The 17801-nt window shown below is 67.2% G+C and carries 16 protein-coding genes; 10 read left to right on the top strand and 6 right to left on the bottom strand.

The genetic code is table 11. The features are described 5' to 3' along the window. Nucleotide 1: 1 nt before the first annotated feature. Nucleotides 2-739, bottom strand: coding sequence for a metallophosphoesterase family protein (locus tag ABLE94_RS20215; protein ID WP_348809670.1), 738 nt, complete (start codon nt 737-739; stop codon nt 2-4). 141 nt (nt 740-880) lie between these two features. On the opposite strand from ABLE94_RS20215, the gene ABLE94_RS20210 reads away from it, so the two are divergent. Next, complete coding sequence (locus ABLE94_RS20210) at nt 881-1726, top strand: SDR family NAD(P)-dependent oxidoreductase (RefSeq protein WP_348809669.1); 846 nt, start codon at nt 881-883, stop codon at nt 1724-1726. Nucleotides 1727-1763: 37 nt separating this feature from the next. Beyond that, nucleotides 1764-2936: a Fic family protein gene (locus ABLE94_RS20205; protein WP_425476256.1), complete on the top strand. Its 1173-nt coding sequence runs from the start codon at nt 1764-1766 to the stop codon at nt 2934-2936. A gap of 5 nt (nt 2937-2941) precedes the next feature. Here ABLE94_RS20205 and ABLE94_RS20200 read toward each other — a convergent pair whose 3' ends face one another. After that, nucleotides 2942-3712, bottom strand: a complete 771-nt coding sequence (locus ABLE94_RS20200; RefSeq protein ID WP_348809667.1) for a dienelactone hydrolase family protein — start codon at nt 3710-3712, stop codon at nt 2942-2944. A gap of 38 nt (nt 3713-3750) precedes the next feature. Continuing rightward, nucleotides 3751-6180 carry an ATP-dependent DNA ligase gene (locus ABLE94_RS20195; RefSeq protein ID WP_348809666.1) on the bottom strand — a complete coding sequence of 810 codons (2430 nt, stop codon included), beginning with the start codon at nt 6178-6180 and terminating at the stop codon, nt 3751-3753. A gap of 75 nt (nt 6181-6255) precedes the next feature. Between ABLE94_RS20195 and ku the strand changes: the two genes are divergently transcribed. Both ku and ABLE94_RS20185 read left to right on the top strand, forming a co-directional pair. Then, nucleotides 6256-7182, top strand: a complete 927-nt coding sequence (gene ku, locus ABLE94_RS20190; RefSeq protein WP_452210221.1) for a non-homologous end joining protein Ku — start codon at nt 6256-6258, stop codon at nt 7180-7182. Between the two features lie 103 nt (nt 7183-7285). After that, the gene (locus ABLE94_RS20185; RefSeq protein ID WP_348809665.1) at nt 7286-8692 is read left to right on the top strand and encodes an MFS transporter; all 1407 of its coding nucleotides are present in this window, start codon (nt 7286-7288) and stop codon (nt 8690-8692) included. 18 nt (nt 8693-8710) lie between these two features. Here ABLE94_RS20185 and ABLE94_RS20180 read toward each other — a convergent pair whose 3' ends face one another. Further along, on the bottom strand, nt 8711-9634 hold the full coding sequence (locus ABLE94_RS20180) for a LysR family transcriptional regulator ArgP (RefSeq protein WP_348809664.1): 924 nt from the start codon (nt 9632-9634) through the stop codon (nt 8711-8713). A 71-nt stretch (nt 9635-9705) separates the two neighbouring features. On the opposite strand from ABLE94_RS20180, the gene ABLE94_RS20175 reads away from it, so the two are divergent. Beyond that, nucleotides 9706-10326, top strand: coding sequence for a LysE/ArgO family amino acid transporter (locus tag ABLE94_RS20175; RefSeq protein WP_348809663.1), 621 nt, complete (start codon nt 9706-9708; stop codon nt 10324-10326). Nucleotides 10327-10405: 79 nt separating this feature from the next. Then, a complete protein-coding gene (locus ABLE94_RS20170; protein ID WP_348806506.1) occupies nt 10406-11683 on the top strand; it encodes an alpha-hydroxy-acid oxidizing protein in 1278 nt (425 codons plus the stop codon). A 57-nt stretch (nt 11684-11740) separates the two neighbouring features. Here ABLE94_RS20170 and ABLE94_RS20165 read toward each other — a convergent pair whose 3' ends face one another. Next, nucleotides 11741-12673, bottom strand: coding sequence for an oxygenase MpaB family protein (locus ABLE94_RS20165; protein WP_348806505.1), 933 nt, complete (start codon nt 12671-12673; stop codon nt 11741-11743). Between the two features lie 117 nt (nt 12674-12790). On the opposite strand from ABLE94_RS20165, the gene ABLE94_RS20160 reads away from it, so the two are divergent. The 4 genes from ABLE94_RS20160 to ABLE94_RS20145 all read left to right on the top strand — a co-directional run bounded on the left by ABLE94_RS20160 (nt 12791) and on the right by ABLE94_RS20145 (nt 16530). Further along, complete coding sequence (locus ABLE94_RS20160; RefSeq protein ID WP_348806504.1) at nt 12791-13513, top strand: TetR/AcrR family transcriptional regulator; 723 nt, start codon at nt 12791-12793, stop codon at nt 13511-13513. Further along, nucleotides 13510-14148, top strand: coding sequence for a TetR/AcrR family transcriptional regulator (locus ABLE94_RS20155; protein WP_348809662.1), 639 nt, complete (start codon nt 13510-13512; stop codon nt 14146-14148). The genes ABLE94_RS20160 and ABLE94_RS20155 overlap by 4 nt, the downstream gene beginning before the upstream one ends. Nucleotides 14149-14287: 139 nt before the next feature. After that, on the top strand, nt 14288-15505 hold the full coding sequence (locus tag ABLE94_RS20150; protein WP_348809661.1) for an acyl-CoA dehydrogenase family protein: 1218 nt from the start codon (nt 14288-14290) through the stop codon (nt 15503-15505). Then, a complete protein-coding gene (locus ABLE94_RS20145) occupies nt 15502-16530 on the top strand; it encodes a phosphotransferase family protein (RefSeq protein WP_348809660.1) in 1029 nt (342 codons plus the stop codon). The genes ABLE94_RS20150 and ABLE94_RS20145 overlap by 4 nt, the downstream gene beginning before the upstream one ends. Before the next feature lie 335 nt (nt 16531-16865). Here the strand turns inward: ABLE94_RS20145 and ABLE94_RS20140 are convergent, their stop codons facing one another. Next, nucleotides 16866-17570, bottom strand: a complete 705-nt coding sequence (locus tag ABLE94_RS20140; RefSeq protein ID WP_348806500.1) for a histidine phosphatase family protein — start codon at nt 17568-17570, stop codon at nt 16866-16868. Nucleotides 17571-17801 lie beyond the last annotated feature (231 nt).

Here is a 17801-nt window from a genome sequence, read left to right as displayed (position 1 = left end):
GTCAGAACATCACCGCACGGAAGTGGGTGATCAGCCGATCGCCGTCGATCATGTGGAACGCGATTCCCGGCGGCTGACCGCGGTTGATGATCTCGGTGCCCTCGAACGGCAGATTCAGCGTGGAGGCCACCCCCGGAGCGATGCACAGTGGGCGTCCGGCGAATTGGGTCACGCACGCCGAATGGGCGTGACCGCAGACGAATCCGACGATGTTCGGGTACCGCACCACCAGTTCGGCGAGACGTTCCTCGCCGGTCTGGCGGATGGTGTCCATGAACGTCATGCCGATCGTCACCGGCGGGTGATGAAACGCCACCAGGACCCGGGTGTCGGCGGGTGCCGCCTCGATCTGTACCGACATCCAGGCGAGGGTGTCGTCGTCGAGGTAGCCGTCATTGCGGCCAGGGATGGAACTGTCGACCGACAACAGCAGGACGTCGTCGATGAGCAGCGAGGAGTTGATGGCGCTGGTGGTCCGTTCTCCGACGAGTTCGGCGCTGAAGTTGCTGCGCTCGTCGTGATTGCCCGCGGTGATGAGCATCGGCAGCGGAGAGTCCAGGACCCGGTAGGCCTCGACGTACTCGCTGGGACTGCCCTCGTCGGCGACGTCGCCGGTCACCAGCAGGGCATCGAGTCCGTCGGTGCGTGCGTTGATGTACCTCAGGGCCGACTCGATACGGGCGCGGTTGAACCGCGTCCCATTGAAGTGAAGGTCGCTGATGTGGGCGACAACGAACACACGAGCTCCTTGGTCCTCGACTCACATGAGGCTAACGGTATGACCTGGTGGGGGCACGCCGAGGGTCGGACGACACCAGCGGTGTGATACGGACAACCAGTCAACATTGACAGTGGTGTGGCTCACTGTCAGAGTTGGCCGATGGTCCGACGACGACGCGCGAGCGACACCTTCGCCGGCCGGACCGCGATCGTCACCGGCGGCGGGTCCGGGATCGGTGCGGCCTTCACGACGGCCCTCGCGACCGCCGGCGTCGACGTCGCGTGCACCGACGTCGACCTCGCCGCCGCGCAGCGGGTCGCCGAGGCGTGCGCCGCGCTACCCGGCACCGTCGGCGCCGCACACCTCGACGTGACCGATGCGGCGGCCGTCCGCGGGATCGTCGACTCGGTGGTCGAGAGCCATGGGCACCTCGATCTGATGTTCAACAACGCCGGAATCGCCCTCGGCGGCAACACCGAGATGCTGACGCCGCAGCAGTGGGACACCGTCGTCGACGTCAACATCCGAGGGGTCATCCACGGCGTCGCGGCGGCCTATCCGCACATGATCCGGCAGGGATCGGGGCATATCGTCAACACCGCGTCGATGGCCGGGCTGACCGCAGCCGGGCTGTTGACCAGCTATGTGATGAGCAAGCATGCGGTGGTGGGGCTGTCGCTGGCGCTGCGCACGGAGGCGGCCGCGCACGGCGTCGGGGTGCTGGCCGTGTGTCCGGCTGCGGTGGAGACACCGATGCTCGACGCCGACGGTGTCGGCGGCTTCGATGGACGCACGTATTACCTGTCCGGACAGGGGATCTCGACGCCGTACCCGGCGGCACGGCTGGCTGCGGAGACACTCGATGCCATCGCCCGCAATCGCCCACTGCTGGTGGTGCCCGTCCAGGCGCGGATGGCGTGGCGGTTCTCCCGGCTCGCACCGGGGCTGATGCAGACGATGGCCGCGAGGTTCGTTGCCGGACAACGGAAACGGCAGGGTTTGTAGGGATCGCGACGGTTCGACCGCCGCAGTGGCGGGTATGATGGCGACACTTGAGCCGGTCACCTACGAGACGCTGCAATGGATTCCTCGGCTCGACGAGGGGTACCGGCGCAGCTCGCGCAGGGCCGGCCCCTACTCGGCTGCCGTTGTCCCGGACATCGCCGACCTGGACATCGCCGTGCCCGCCGATGTTCGCGCCGACATGGAGCATGCCGGGCATGAGGTCGCGCGATTCGATGCCGAACTCGGCGGTGAGATCGCGCCGTTCGCCGCGGTGTTGTTGCGATCGGAGTCGGCCGCCAGTTTGCGCATCGAGAATCTGACGGCGTCGGCTCGATCGATTGCCGAGGCCGAGTTGCCCGGCGGGCGGGGCAAGGCGAACGCCGAGTCCATCGTGGCGAACACCGCAGCACTGATGGCAGCGGTCGCGTTGTCGGATTCCCTTGATGCCGAAGCGATTCTGTCGATGCACGCCGCGCTGATGCGCAACGAGCCGCGCCATACACCGGGGAGGTGGCGGACCGAGCAGGTCTGGATCGGCGGTGGGAACAGTCCGATGTCGGCGACGTTCGTACCGCCCGACCATTCGCGGGTGCCGGCGGCCATCGACGACCTTCTCGCATTCATCCGGCGCGATGATCCGCCGGTTCTCGCCCACATTGCGGTCGCGCATGCGCACTTCGAGACCATCCATCCCTTCACCGACGGAAACGGCCGGACCGGACGCGCCCTGGTACAGGCGATGCTGCGTCACAGGGACCTCACTCGTCGGGTCACCGTGCCGGTGTCCGCCGGGCTGCTCGCCGACACCGATGCGTACTTCGCCGCCCTGACCGCATTTCGGCATGGTGACCTCGTGCCGATCGTGCAACGGTTCACCGACGCGAGTATCCGCGCCGTCGGCAACGGTCGGCAGTTGGTGACGGAGTTACGCGACATCCGTGAGCGCTGGGGTGAGAGCATCACGGCACGCAAGGATGCGGCCGTGTGGCGGGTTGCCGACCTGCTGGTTCGTCGTCCCGTCGTCAATGGTGTCGTGCTGCGCGATGAACTCGGTATCTCGACGGACCATCCGCGACGTCACGTGGGACCGCTGCTCGATGCCGGGATCGTCGTCGAGTTCACCGACCGGTCCAGGAATCGCGCGTGGCGCGCGCCGGAGGTCCTCGATGCCCTGGACGCCTTCGCCGAGCGGGCCGGCCGGCGCGGCTGAACCGATCACCCCAGCGTGCGTTCCAGGAGTTTCTCCAGCTCGGCGAAGTGATGCTCGGCCGCATCGTGGTTGTACATCGGGGTGTCGGCCATCGTGTATCCGTGCGGCGCACCGGGATACACGGAGGTGTGGTGGGTGACCCCCACGGACGAGAGTGCATGCTCCAGCTTCGCGATCGCCTCCGGATCCATCGACCGGTCGTGGTCGGCGTGGATCGCCAGGATCTCGGCGGTGACGGTGTCCAGATGCAGATGCGGGCTGTCCGGATCGTCGGTGACCAGCCGCCCGGTGTGGAACATGCCGACCGCGGCCACGTCGTCGGGCCGGGTCGCCGCGGCCAGCAGGGCCAGGCGTCCGCCCATGCAATAGCCCGTCACCGCGACGGGTCCCGCCGCCACGTCCGGAAGTGCGTGCAGCGCATCCAGATACGTCTCGATGTCGCGTGCGGCGAGATCCGGTGTCAGGCCGTGCACCCGCGGCATCGCCTCGGCCATGAACGCCGCACGCGCGTCGGCATCCGACAGTGGTTCCGACGGGGAGGTCTGCGCGGCGGTGCCGCTGCGGTAGAAGACGTTGGGTACCAACACGATATATCCCCAGGAGGCGATGCGGTCGGCCATGGCCCGGGTCTGCGGGCGCAACCCGATGGCGTCGATGAAGAACAACACGCCCGGCCGGGTGGACTCGTCCGGCGCGGATTCCGGGCGTGCCACATGGGCTTCGGCGGTGCCGTCGGGCATGGTCAGGGTGATCATCTCGCCGGTGTTCGCGGACATCGTTGTCTCCTTCGAAAGGTGATGTGGCCCGAGGATGTTCACAGGTCACCGGGAAGTTTGTCGCGCCGGATGCCGCGCCAGCTGGGATGGCGGAGGTGGCCGGTGCTGGTCCAGTCCATGAACCGCACCTCGCCGACGATCTTCGGGAGCACCCACACGGCGTTCGCCGCGACCGGACGGTCGATCTTGTCCAGAAATGGTGAGCGACTGATCGTCAGCGGCTCGAGTTCCTCGGCAAGAGAGGTCAATTGGGCTTCGGTGAACCCGGTGCCGACCCGACCGACGTACCGTAGACCGGTCTCCTCGGGCAGGCCCAGGAGCAGGGAGCCGATCGTGTGTGAACGGTTGCCACGCCCCGGTCGCCAGCCGCCGATGACGACCTCGATGTCACTCCAGTTCTTGTGCTTGAGCCACGACGACGATCGCTTCCCCTGCTGGTACACCGACGAACGGCGTTTGGCCACAACGCCTTCCATCTGATGTTCGCGACTGTACTCGGCGGCCACCGCGCCCGGACCCGGCAACAGTGGTGGCACCTCGACGTAGCGCGAATGGCGGAAGGCGGGTGCGAGTTCCTCGAGGAGCTCACGCCGCTGCGACCACGGCTTGCGCAGCAGCGACGTCCCGTTGAGATACAGCACGTCGAACAGATACAGCTTGAGGGTGTAGTCCTCGTCGGTGGCGTTGCGGCCGGCGAGGAGGGTGAAGTTGGTGCGGCCCGACGAGTCCAGCGCCACCACCTCGCCGTCGAGAACCGCGTCGATGAGGCCGAGATCATCGGCGATGGAGGCGAGTTCGGGAAAGTCCTTGGTCATGTCGAGGCCCGAACGCGAGGTCAGCCGGAACTCGCCACCGATCGAACGGACCAGCAGCCGGTAGCCGTCCCACTTGCCTTCGAAGGCCCACTTCTCGTCGTCGAGACCGTCGATCGGTTCGTCGGTGGCCAGCATCGGCCGCGGATCACGCAGGCTGTCGGGGAGGATCGGGCGCGGTTCGTCGCTCATCAGGTGGGCGAGCCAGTTCTTGTCGCCGGTCCGGATCAGCGCGTAGCGGCCCTGGATGCGATCGCCCTTGAGCCTCACGATGATCTCGTCGGCGCGCCACTTCTCGGTCTCGAAGGTGCCCCGATCCCAGATCTCGACATGCCCGCCGCCGTACTCGCCGGTCGGGATGTCACCGGCGAAATCGGCGTAATCCAACGGGTGATCCTCGGTCTGCACGGCGAGCCGATTCTGGTCGGAATCGGTCGGCAGATTCTTCGGCACCGCCCAACTGACCAGCACCCCATCGTGTTCGAGGCGGAAGTCGTAGTGCAGCCGACGGGCGTGATGCTCCTGGATCACGAAGATCGGCTCCGTCGCGGCGGTGTCGGCCGACTGGGCACGACGCCGGGCCGTGTTCTCGTCGCCGAACGGTTCGGGGGTGGCCGACGAGTCACGCTTGCGCCGGTAATCGCGCAGGTTGATGACCTGGCCGGAACGCGGCGTGCCGCCGCCCGTGCCAGCATCCTTCGTGCCGTCGTCATGCGCCTCGTCCTCGTCGTCGTCGTTGCGGCCGGCGACGGTGCTGTCGGCATCGTCGTACGGGTCGTCGAGTCCGTCGAGCAGGTCGCCGTCCGCCTCGACGCGTTCGAGGACATCGGTGTAGAGCAACTGCGTGATGTCGCGGTCGGCGAGTTCGGCCCAGGAGCGGGGCGCGGCCACCCACGGTTGTTCGCGGCCGCGCAACGAGTACGGCGAGAGCGTGGTCTTGGATGCGCTGTTCTGGCTCCAGTCGATGAAGATCTTGTTGTCGCGCTTGGCCTTCGACATCGACGCGGTGATCGCGTCGGGATGCTCCCATTCCAGCGTCGACGCGACCCGGTGGGCGACCTTGCGCGCCGAATCCGGCGACACCGGCGTGTTGAACCGGCCGTACACGTGAATTCCCTTGCCGCCGCTGGTCACCGGATAGCAGGCGATCCCGACGTCGTCGAGCATCTCACGGACGGCGCCGGCCACCTCGGCGACCTCGCGCAGCGGTACACCGGGTCCGGGGTCGAGATCGAAGACGACCCGATTGGCCTTGCACGCATCCGGGGCGTCGGCGGGTCCGTGCTCGGGAAGCCGCCACTGCGGTGTGTGCAGTTCGAGGGCGGCCATCTGGGCCAGCCACACCAGGGTGGCGGGGGAGTCGGCGATGACGTATTCGATGATCCGGCTGCTGTGTTCGACGCCGTGCCGACTCACCCAGTCGGGCACCCCCTCGGGCACGGTCTTCTCGAAGAAAGGTGTCGAATCCACGCCGTTGGGCCAGCGTTTCCGGGTGATCAGACGTCGTGCGAGATGCGGCAGCATGACGTGCGCGATGCGTGCGTAATAGTCGATGACATCGAACTTGCGGGTCCCGGTCTGCGGGTAGAGGACCTTGGACAGATTGGTCACCGTGATCGTGCGACCGTCCACCTCGAGGCTCTGTCCACCCACCATGAATCAAGCGTGCCACGTCGATCTGTTACGCGCGGCAGGCCGCGGATGCCGTCGGGGGATGGCACAATGGCGACCATGCGCTCGATATGGAAGGGCGATCTGAGCTTTGGCCTGGTGAACGTGCCCGTCAAGGTGTACTCCGCCACGGAGAGTCACGACCGCAAGTCCTATCAGGTCGACTCGTCCGACGGCACCCGCATCCGCTATCGGCGGGTGCGTGAGGGCACCGACACCGAGGTGGAGTTCTCCGACATCGCCAACGCCTACGAGTCGTCGGCGGGGGACACGGTGATTCTCACCAAGGACGACCTGTCGTCGCTGCCGGTGCAGAAGAGCCCGGAGATCTCGATCCTGGAGTTCGTCCCTGTCGATCAGGTCGATCCGATCTACTTCGACAAGCCCTATTACCTCGAGCCGTCCTCGAAATCCCCGAAGGCGTATGTGCTGCTCGCGAAGGCGCTGGCCGAGACCGAGCGCCTGGCGATCGCGTCGTTCACGTTGCGCAACCGGACGCGGATGGCGGCGCTGCGCGTGATCGAGCCCGGTGTGATGACCCTGCAGACGCTGCTGTGGCCCGACGAGGTCCGCACTCCCGACTTCGGTTTCCTCGGCGAGGACATCGAGATCCGGGATCAGGAACTGCAGATGGCGTCGTCGCTGATCGACTCGATGGCCCAGGACTACGACCCGAGCGAGTTCTCCGACACCTACCAGGAGGAGTTGAGCAAGCTCATCGACGCCAAGGCCGGCGGTGAGCAGGCCTTCCCCGAGTCCGACGACGACTCCGAGACCGACGAGGACTCCGAGGTCGCCGACCTTCTCGCGGCGCTGCGGGCGTCGGTGAAGGACCGGTCGGCCGATACCGACGGGGACGAGGCGCCCGCGAAGAAGGCCCCGGCCAAGAAGGCCGCCGCGAAGAAGGCGCCCGCCAAGAAAACCCCGGCGAAGAAGACCGCGGCCAAGAAGGCGCCCGCCAAGAAGGCCTCCCGGCGGGCGAGCTGACCGGCGCGAGGGTGTGCCGCGGTGGTGGTGCCGCGGAGGTTGCGCCGGCCCGGCGCCCGGAAATCGACTGTCCTGATCCGAACGTGTGAGGCAAGCTCGTGAGGTGAGTTCCTCGGTGTCCACCTCGTCGCTGCCCCGGGTGCTGCGCCCGTTCTCCGGTGCCCAGTACCGGCGGCTGGTGTTCGGGTTGATGCTGGCGTTGTTCTCCGACGGCGTGTGGACCGTGACGGTGGTGTGGCAGGTCATCGAGATCGGCGGCGGCCCCGGGCAGGTGTCGTTGGCGTCGGGCCTGGCGGCCACCGGCATGGTGATCTCGACGCTGTTCGGAGGCGTACTCGCCGACCGCGTCTCCCAGCGGTCGATCATCGTCGGCCTCGAGATCGTCAAGATGATCGCGTTCGGCATGGTGGCGATCTGCGCACTCACCGGGGTGCTGACGTTGCCGATCGTGGTGATCGCCGCGATTCTCGGTGGCATCACCACCGGCATGTACTACCCGGCGTACTCGGCGCTGTTGCCGGCGATCGTCGAACCCGCACAGCTGCAGGCGGCCAACGGAATCGAGGGAATCGCGCGGCCGGTGCTGTTTCAGGCGGTGGGCCCGATGGTCGCCGGTGCGGTGATCTCGGTGGCCGCCCCGGCGCAGGCGTCCATCATCGCCGCGATCGCGAGTGTCGGTGCGGCACTGTGCTATCTGCTGATGCGGCCGGTCGCCGTCCGTCGCGACCCGGCCACCCTGCGTGGTCCGGTGGTCCGTTCGGTGCTCACCGACCTGGCCGAGGGATTCGTGTACATGTGGCGCACGCCGTGGCTGTGGGCGACGCTGTTCTTCGCGACCGTGCTGGTGCTGGCCACGATGGGACCGATCGAGGTGCTCATCCCGTTTGCCTTGCGCGAGCGGGTGAATGGTGGGGCCGGCGATCACTCGCTGGTGCTCGCGGCATTCGGTGTCGGGGCCGCTGTGAGTTCGTTCGTGTTCGCGTCGATTCCGATGCCGCGCCGATATCTCACTCTGATGTTCGGCATCTGGAGTCTGTCGTCGGTGCCGCTGGTGCTGATGGGTGTGGCCGAACACACCTGGGTGTTCATCGTCGCCGGATTCCTCACCGGCATCCTGTACGACGGCCCGATGGTGTTGTGGGGCACGCTGTTACAACGTCGGGTGCCGCCGGCGCTGCTGGGCCGGGTGGCCAGCCTCGACTTCTTCGTCTCGGTGGTGCTGATGCCGGTGTCGATGGCGCTGGTCGCTCCGGTCAGTCACGCGATCGGCGTGACCACCACCTTCGTGCTGTGCGGACTCATCCCGGTCCCCGTCGCCGTCGGGTTCTATCTGGCCGCCCGGCTCTGGCGTGACGAGGTGGCTCATCCGCTCACCGACGAGGCGCAGGCGGTTGCGGCGGCGGTGGTGCACGACGAGATGACCGGTGCGGCGTTCGTCGAGCCGAAGACCGTCGAGCCCGATACTGTTGTGTCACAGGCGGATCGGGACGACCCGCCCGCCGCGCCCTGAATTTCTGCGGCACCCCGGTCAGTCGTCGGTGAGGTGCTCGGCGGCCGACCGGGTGATCTCGTCGGTCAGCGCCGACAGCAACGGCGAGGCGAGTTTCCAGTACTGCCAGAAGAGCGGGACCTCGACGCGCCGGTCGGTGATGGTCACCAGCCTGCCGTGATCGAGGGCGTCGGCGATCTGGACGCGCGGTGTCAGGCCCCATCCCATCCCGAATTCGATGGCGCGGTGGTACTCGGTGGATGCCGGGATGTAGATCGCGGGCGGATCGCTCGGTATCCGGGTGAGCAGACGCAACGCCTCGCGTTGCAGGTTGTCGCGTCGGTCGTAGTGCACCATCGGGGCCCGCGCCAACGCGGCATCGGTGGGGCCCTGCGGCATCCAGCGGGCGAGGAAATCGGGTGTGGCGACCGGGATGTAGCGCATCGAGCCGAGCGGTTGGGTGTGGCAGCCGCGGATGCGATCGGGGAGTGAGGTGATGGCGCCGAGCACCTCACCGCTGCGCAGGTAGTCGGAGTTGCGGCTCTCGTCGTCGCGGATCACCTCCACCGCACCCGGATTCGAGTGATGAAAACGCGCCAGCGCCGGCAGCAGCCAGGTGGCCAGCGAATCGGCATTGGCCGCGATCGGCAGATGGATCAACTGCGGTGCGGCGGCCGGATCGTCGGGCGGGTGGTCGCCGGAGGTCGAACCGACCAGCTCCAGCTCCGCCTCGGTGCGCAGCAACTCCCACTGTCGGGCCAGCCGGATCACGACCTCGCCGTCGCGGGTGGCCTGCACCGGCTTCGTCCGTCTCAGCAGGACACGTCCGACGCCGTGCTCCATCGCCTTGATGCGCTGACTGACCGCCGACGGTGTGATGTGCAGAGACCGGGCGGCGGCCTCGAAGGTTCCCTCACGCAGCACCGCCGACAGCGTCTCCAGTCCGTCCGGATCCAACTCCACATAAGTGATTCTAATGATTCCTGAAAAAGATTCGCTGTACGTGGGTTCGGCGCGCTCGTAGCGTCGAGGACATGAGCGGATTCTGGATGCCGGCCCTGGCCGGATTGCTGACCGGAGCGGGTCTGATCATCGCGATCGGCCCGCAGAACGTCTTCGTGTTGCGGCAGGGGGTGCGCCGGGCCCACGTGGCCCAGGTGGTGGCGGTGTGCGCGGTGTCCGACGTCGTGCTGATCACCGCGGGCGTCGCCGGACTGGGTGCCCTGGTCAGCGCGCATCCGGCGCTGATCACCGTGGCCACACTGCTCGGCGGCGCCTACGTGATCGTGCTCGGACTGATGGCCGCCAAGCGCAGCCTGCGCAGCGGCACCGGGATGGCCACCGATACCGGCGAGGCGGCGACCACGTCGCGCTGGATGGCCATCGGCACCGCCCTGGCGCTCACCTGGCTCAACCCGCACGTCTACCTCGACACCGTGCTGACCATGGGCGCGATCGCCAACGGACATGGAAACGGCAAGTGGGCCTTTGCGATCGGCGCCTGCGTGGCGAGCATCCTGTGGTTCACCATCCTCGGTGGGGGAAGCCGGCGGATGGCTCCCCTGTTCGCGAAACCGCGCGCGTGGCGCATCCTCGACGCCGTCGTCGCCGTCATCATGATCGGTATGGGTGCCGCGTTGATCGCGTCGGTGTGACACGTGGCCTGATGCCCTCATATCTGTCGATCCCGTGGTGTGATCGGTGCACACACCACACCGAGGCAGGAGGTCGACGATGACCGTAGGCGCCGGACGCGAACGTCAGAACGAGATCTACACCGCGGGCATCCACAACCGCCGGCCGGCGGTGCCGACGGACTTCGCCGAACTCGAACGCCGGGCGCGCAAGGTCATGTCGGAACGGGCGTGGGCGTATATCGCGGGCGGTGCCGGCGAGGGTCGGACGATGACCGCCAACCGCAGTGCCCTCGATCGGTGGGCGATCGTGCCGCGGGTGCTGCGTGATGTGTCGCAGCGCAGCCTGGAGGTCGACCTCTTCGGCGCCCGGTTGCCGGCGCCGATCCTGTTCGCGCCGGTGGGTGCGGGTGGGCTCGCGCTGCGGGATGCCGACGTCCACATCGGGCATGCCGCCGCCGAACTCGGTGTGCCCTATATCTTCTCGAACCAGGGCAGCGCCCCGATGGAGACGGTGGCCGCGGAGATGGACCGGGTGCGGCCCGGGGCGCCCCGGTGGTTCCAGTTGTATTGGTCGACCGACGACGACCTCGTCGACTCGCTGCTCGCACGTGCGCAGCGGTGCGGTGCGCAGGCGGTGGCCGTCACTCTCGACACCACGATGCTCGGGTGGCGGCCTCAGGATCTCAATCTCGGTTCGCTGCCCTTCGCCCGGGCCGAGGGGATCGCGCAGTACACCTCCGATCCGCGCTTCGCCGAGATCGTCGCCGACCGCGCGGCCGGGCCGTCGGAGAAACCCGAGATCTCCCTCGGTGCTCTCAAGACCCTGTTCTCCATCGCGCGGAACACGCCGGGATCGTTGCTGCGCAACATCATCGCGCCGGAGCCCCGCGTCGGGGTGCAGACCTTCCTGGACATCTACTCGCGGCCGTCGCTGAGCTGGACCGAGATCGCATCGCTGCGGGAGCGGACGTCGCTGCCGATCGTCCTCAAGGGCGTCCTGCATCCCGACGACGCGCGGATGGCCGTCGACGCCGGCATCGACGGCATCATCGTCTCCAATCACGGAGGTCGTCAGATCGACGGTGAGATCAGTTCCATCGATGCGCTCGCCGACATCGCACCCGCCGTCGACGGGCGGTGCACTGTTCTCGTCGATTCCGGGATCTACACCGGCGCAGACGTTTTCAAGGCACTAGCGCTCGGTGCCGACGCCGTCTGCATCGGACGCCCGCACATGTACGGACTGGCGATCGCCGGTGCCGCCGGAGCGCGGGACGCGGTGGCCAACATCATCGCCGAACTCGACCTCACCCTCGGACTGTCCGGACACACCAGCGTCGCGGAGCTCGATTCCGGTGTGCTGAAACGACTGTGAGGCCCGCCGGTCGGGTGACCGGGGGGCCTCACAGTGCTGAGGTGGCTTGGGTGATGCTCAGACCAGCGGCCGCTTGGTGCGGATGCGCCATTTGACGTCGGTGAGCAGCAGATTGAACGGGAAGGCGCGCAACCACTTCGGGAAGTGCGCGATCATCGCCCGGGCGATCTTGTTGTGAACGTCGAAGAAACGCTGCTGCCACGGCTTGAACTCGACACCCATCGCCCGGCGGAATCCCTCGTCGAGGAAGCCGATGGCGAAGATCTCCGAATGCCATCCGAACAGCCGCGACATCGTCGAACCGGCGAAGCCCATCCGGGCGATCTGCATCAGGTGTTCGCGGATCACCGGGTCGATCTCGAGCGAGTCGATCATCCCGTTCCAGTAGACGTCGAAGTCCGCACGGGTGGCCGGCCACATCTCGCGGGGCATCTGCAGGGTGGTGCCCATGACGGCACCGGCCTGGTAGGCCTCCTCGGTGATGGCCGCGGGATCGCCGAAGATGCGCTGGACGTCCTCCCACCCCTTGTACAGGCAGGCCGCCACCCACAGCTGCAGATTCGGGTCGAACGCGTTGTATTTGACCGGGCTCTCCGGGGTGGACCGGACCTTGGCGTGCGCCCGGCCGACCGCGCGACGGTAGGCCTTGCGGATCTTCGGGTCGCCACTGGCGGCGACGGCGAGATAGCTCAGCGTGGTCCGGGTGCGCTTGACCGGGTGTTTGAACAGATTTCCGGAATCGACGCGGCTCTCGTAGACGCCGTAACCGACCGCGGGCAGCGCGAGCTGCATGATGACGTTCGCCGGTCCGGCCAGCGTCGCGATGCCCAGCATCTCCATGTTCGAGGCGGGCAGGGCGTCGAGCTCGGCGCGCGACATCCGTGCGACTCGGGGCAGGAATTCGGTGTCGGGCTGTTCGGCCGCCAGGTTGGCGCTCAGCGAATCGTCCGGCGATTCCTGCCGCGCGGCGGCAGAGTTCTGCACTGTCATGTCCCGACCTCCGGTTGTGCGATCGATCCGTCGGCACCCCTCAGGCCGTCGGATTATCTGGAAACGAACGTTTCCTGATGGCCATGATTGAACCTTGCCGATGCCGGAGGTGTCAAGATGGGACGCGTGAATGACCCGTCTGTTGGTGACCGGCCGGCGACCGATCCTCGTGGAACCACCCAGGGCGAGCGGTCCTCGGTCCTGCGGTCCTACGGGGGCGTCGACGGCGACGAGCGGGTCTCTCGTCGGCGGGAGGCCCTGATCGATTCCGCTCTGGGGCTCCTCGACACCGAGGGGGCGGTGACCGTGCGCGGCGTCTGCCGGGCCTCGGGCCTCAATCCGCGGTACTTCTACGAGAGTTTCGAATCCGCCGACGCGCTGGTCGAGGCGACCTTCGACCAGGTGATCGAGGAGATCTCGGATTCGGCGCTGACCGCCTTCGCCGCGGGCATCGGCATCGAGGACAAGGTCTCCGGGGCCGTCGGGGCCATCGTCGACGTGATCGACGACGACCGACGCAAGGGATCGCTGCTGTTCTCGCCGTCGCTGTTGTCGCCGGTGCTCGCGGCCAAACGCAGCGAGTCGAGTTCGCTGTTCGCCATGCTGACCCTGCATGCGGCCAGCGACGCCCTCGACGCCGAGGCGGGGCCGCGGGCCATCGCCGCGGCCCAGTTTCAGGTCGGTGGCCTGGGCCGACTGCTGTCGACGTGGCTCGACGGCGAGATCCCACTGGATCGGGATGAGGTGGTCGAGCTCAGTGTCGGCCTGATGATGTCGCTGGTGCAGGTGGTCACCAGGAGTGTGGCCACTGAGCCCGGTGAGGATATGTTGGACTCATGACTGACGGAGTCGAGGCCGGCGGAGCTGCGCGCACGACGACGTCGTGGCGTGACTTCGGCGAGCCCGAACTGCCGGTTCCGCTGGCCGCGGCGTTGGCGGCATTCGCCGAGCACGGCTATCACGGCACGTCCGTCCGGGAGATCGCCGCGCGCGCCAACCTGTCGGTGCCCGGGCTCTACCATCACTACCCGTCCAAGCAGTCCCTGCTGCAGGGGTTGCTCGAACGCACCATGACCGATCTGCTCGCGCGCTCGGCGCAGGCCATCGTCGAGGCCGGTGACGAACCCGTCGATCAATTCGACGCGGTGGTCGAATCGTTGTTGCGGTTCCACATGTATCGCCGGGAGCAGGCGTTTGTCGGTTCCACCGAGATCCGGAGCCTCGACGACTCGTACAAGTCGACCTACATCGGGCACCGGGATCGTCAGCAGCGGATGGTCGACGAGATCGTCTTCGCCGGGGTCGCCGCCGGCGACTTCGCCACCGAGTATCCCAAGGACACCAGCCGTGCGGTGGCCACCATGTGCGTCGGGGTGTCCACCTGGTTCAAACTCGACGGGGAGCTCGACGCCGACGAGTTGATCAAACGCAATCTGAAGATCGCGCGTGACATCGTGGGTTACGGTCGGGGCTGACGCTCTCGTCGACGGTCGTCGACGAGGTACTTGACCGCCGTGGGCCGGGATGGCAGTGTGTCTGCTCGACGGAGCGAACGCTCGGTCGGCGAGCGCGAGTCCAGCGCGGTGGTCGGCCGGGCTCCAGTGAGGAGACCCCATGCCCATCGACCTGAGCTACGGCCCCGACGTCGTCGACCTCGTCGAGAAGACGTCGCAGTTCATCCGCGAGGAGGTGCCGCCGATCGAGGAGAAGTTCGGCGGCGACATCGAGGCGGCCGGTGGTGACGACGTACGCCGGGAGATGAACGCCAAGGCCAAGGAGGCCGGCGTCTTCGCACCGCACGCGCCGGTGGAGTTCGGTGGACTCGGACTCGACATGTCCGACCGCGCACCGGTCTTCGAGTCCGCCGGTTACTCGACCTTCGGCCCGGTGGCCCTGCACATCGGCGCGCCGGACGAGGGCAATGTGCACATGCTCGCCCACATCGCGAGCGAGGAGCAGCGGCATCGGTATCTCGCGCCGCTCGCCACCGGTGACGTGCGGTCGGCGTTCGCGATGACAGAGCCGTCACCCGGTGCCGGCAGTGATCCCAATGCCCTGCGGACCGCGGCCGTCAAGGTCGACGGCGGCTGGAAGATCAACGGCGAGAAGCGATTCATCACCGGTGCCGACGGTGCGGGCTTCTTCATCATCATGGCCCGCACCGCGGGTTCGCCCGGTGATCGGGGTGGTGCCACCATGTTCCTGGCCCCGGCCGATCGCGAAGGCATCGTTGTCGGACGACACATCCACACCATCGACCGGTCGATGGTGGGTGGGCACTGCGAGGTCACCTTCACCGACGTCTTCGTCCCCGACGAGGACGTCCTCGGCGAGGTCGACGAGGGCTACCGGTATGCGCAGGTGCGTCTCGGCCCCGCCCGGATGACGCACGTGATGCGGTGGATGGGTTCGGCCGTGCGCTGTCACGACATCGCCGTCGACTACGTCTCTCGCCGTGAGGGTTTCGGTGGCACCCTCGGTGATCTCGGCATGATCCAGCAGATGGTGGCCGACAACGAGATCGACCTGGCCGCCGCACGTGCCCTGCTGGTGAAGGCCTGCGCAGAACTCGATCTCGGCAAGCATGCGTCCAACGAGACGTCGATCGCCAAAACCTTTGCCGCCGAGGCATTCAACCGCATCGTCGACCGCAGTATCCAGATGTGTGGCGGGATGGGGGTTTCCGACGACCTGCCGCTCGCACGCCTGCAGCGCGAGCTGCGCCCGTTCCGGATCTACGACGGCCCCTCCGAGGTGCATCGCTGGGCCATCGCCCGGCGGGCGATCGGCCGCGCCCGCAAGGCCGCTGCCGCCGCCGAGGCAAAGCGATGAGCGCGACGTCGGTGGATCCGCGGCAGGTTCTCGACGCCGTGGTTCTGCGGAAGTTCCTGGAGGACAACGGTGTCGATGTTGTCGGCGACCTGAGCATCGATCTGATCAGTGGCGGCAAGTCCAACCTGACGTTCTCGGTGACCGACGGGGTGACCCGGTGGATCGCGCGCCGTCCCCCGACCGGTGGGCTGACACCGTCGGCGCACGACATGGCTCGTGAGTGGACGGTGACACGGGCACTGGGGCAGACCGACGTGCCGGTGGCGCCCACGGTGGTCTTCGACGCCGATGGTGACATCCTCGGCGCACCGTGCACCGTCGTGGAGTTCATCGACGGGTCGGTGATCCGGACCGCCGACGAACTCGACCAACTCTCCGATGATGACGTCGCACGCAACCTCGACGGCCTGGTCACGACGCTGGCGCGGTTGCACGCCGTCGACTACGAAGCGGTCGGGCTCGGCGAATTCGGCCGTCCCGCAGGCTTTGCCGCGCGACAGGTGAAACTGTGGTCGCGTCAGTGGGGGATCGTCAAGACCCGGGAACTGCCCGACGTCGAGAAGCTGGTGACCCTGCTGTCCGAGCGCGTGCCCGACGATGCGCGGGCCACCATCGTGCACGGCGACTACCGCGTCGACAACACCATCCTCGATCCGAATGATCCGGGAAAGGTTGCCGCCGTGGTGGACTGGGAGATGTCAACCCTCGGCGACCCCATCACCGATGTGGCGTTGATGTGCGTGTACCGGGAGCCGGTGTTCGACGTCGTCCTCGGTTTCGATGCCGCGTGGACCTCGCCCCGGTATCCATCGGCCGACGAGATCGCCCAGCGATACGTCACCGCGACCGGAAACGACCTGGGCGACTGGGAATTCTACCTCGGACTGGCGAGCCTCAAGCTCGGCGTCATCGCCGAGGGGATCAGTCATCGCGCCCGCGTCGGCGCGTCGGCCGAGGCCGGTGCCGAGAAGGCGTCGGAGGCCACCGCCGAGTTCATCGCCAACGGGCTGCGCTACCTCGGGTAACCCGAGCACGTTGACAGCGCTCTGAATCTCGTTGACAGCGCTCGGTCTGGCGTTGACAGCGCTCTGAGTTTCTTTGAGGGAAACCATTTTTCGCCGGTCGAGCCCGACGAGGCGCTAGCCGAGGAGGTGTCGAGACCTCCGGTGGTAGCGCTGGTTCCGTCCTGAGGCAATGGCATCGGAACAGGGCGCTGTCAACGAACTCAGGGCGCTGTCAACGAAATCAAGGGCGCTGTCAACGAACTCAGGGCGCTGTCAACGGAATTCAGAGCGCCGTCAACGGAATTCAGAGCGCTGTCAACGCGGAACAGAGCGCCGTCAACGGAATCGGGGTTCTCCTACCGAAAGGTGGCGACCCCGCCGTCGCGGTCGTCGAGGTGCGCGTGTTCGTTGAACGACACCACCGACACCCCGCGTCGACCGACGATCAGCTTGGTCACCGACGCGTTGACCATCGCCCGTGACACCGTCGGCCACTTCTCCGGGGGTACACCCCACAGGTCGGCGATCCACTGGCTGATCACACCCGCCGACGACACCACCAACACCGTCTGACCGCTACCGGCCAGCGCGGCGGCGTCGCGTCCGGCAGCGTCGACGCGGGCGCGGAAGTGCGCGTAGGTCTCCCCGGTGCCATCAGAGGTCGCGTCGGGATGTCCCGTCTGATCGATCCAATGCGCCAGCGACGCGTCGAGGCGTTGCTGATAACCACGGCCGTCGGCGTACTCCGCCGCACTCGCCTCGCCGACGAGGGCAGGCATCTCGTATTCGTTCCAGCGCGGATCGACAGCCGGTGGCGGCGTCGAGTCGAAGGCACTCGTCACGCCGGCGAGGGTGTCGCGTTGCCGGGGGAGGTCACCGCTGACGGCGGCGGTGAACTCTGCGGTCCGCCCGGCCAGCAGGGCCCCGGTCAGTCGGGCCTGCACCTGCCCGGCCTCGGTCAATCCGCCGACCTCACCGGATGCGCTCGTCGATTCCGTGCCCACCACCCCATACGCCTTCGGATCGGCCTGCCCGTGACGCACCAGATAGATGACACCCATGCGGTGAAGCCTATTGGGCCCGCAGCGATGAATTTGAGGCGCCCCTCAGGTCTGTACCCGGTGAGAGGTCGGAAGGAGGTCGTGTGGAACCGATGCTGTTCGTCAACCTGAATCCCCCCGGGTTTCGTGCCGCTTCCTTTTGAGTCAGGAAGGATGAGCGGTATGCCCAAGAAGATTGATCCGGAGGTCAAGGCGCGTGCGTTGCGGATGTTGGCCGAGCATGGCGGGGAG

The organism is Gordonia sp. VNK1 (genome assembly GCF_040049135.1).
Lineage (GTDB): Bacteria > Actinomycetota > Actinomycetes > Mycobacteriales > Mycobacteriaceae > Gordonia > Gordonia oleivorans.
This window is presented reverse-complemented; position numbering and strand designations above follow the sequence as displayed.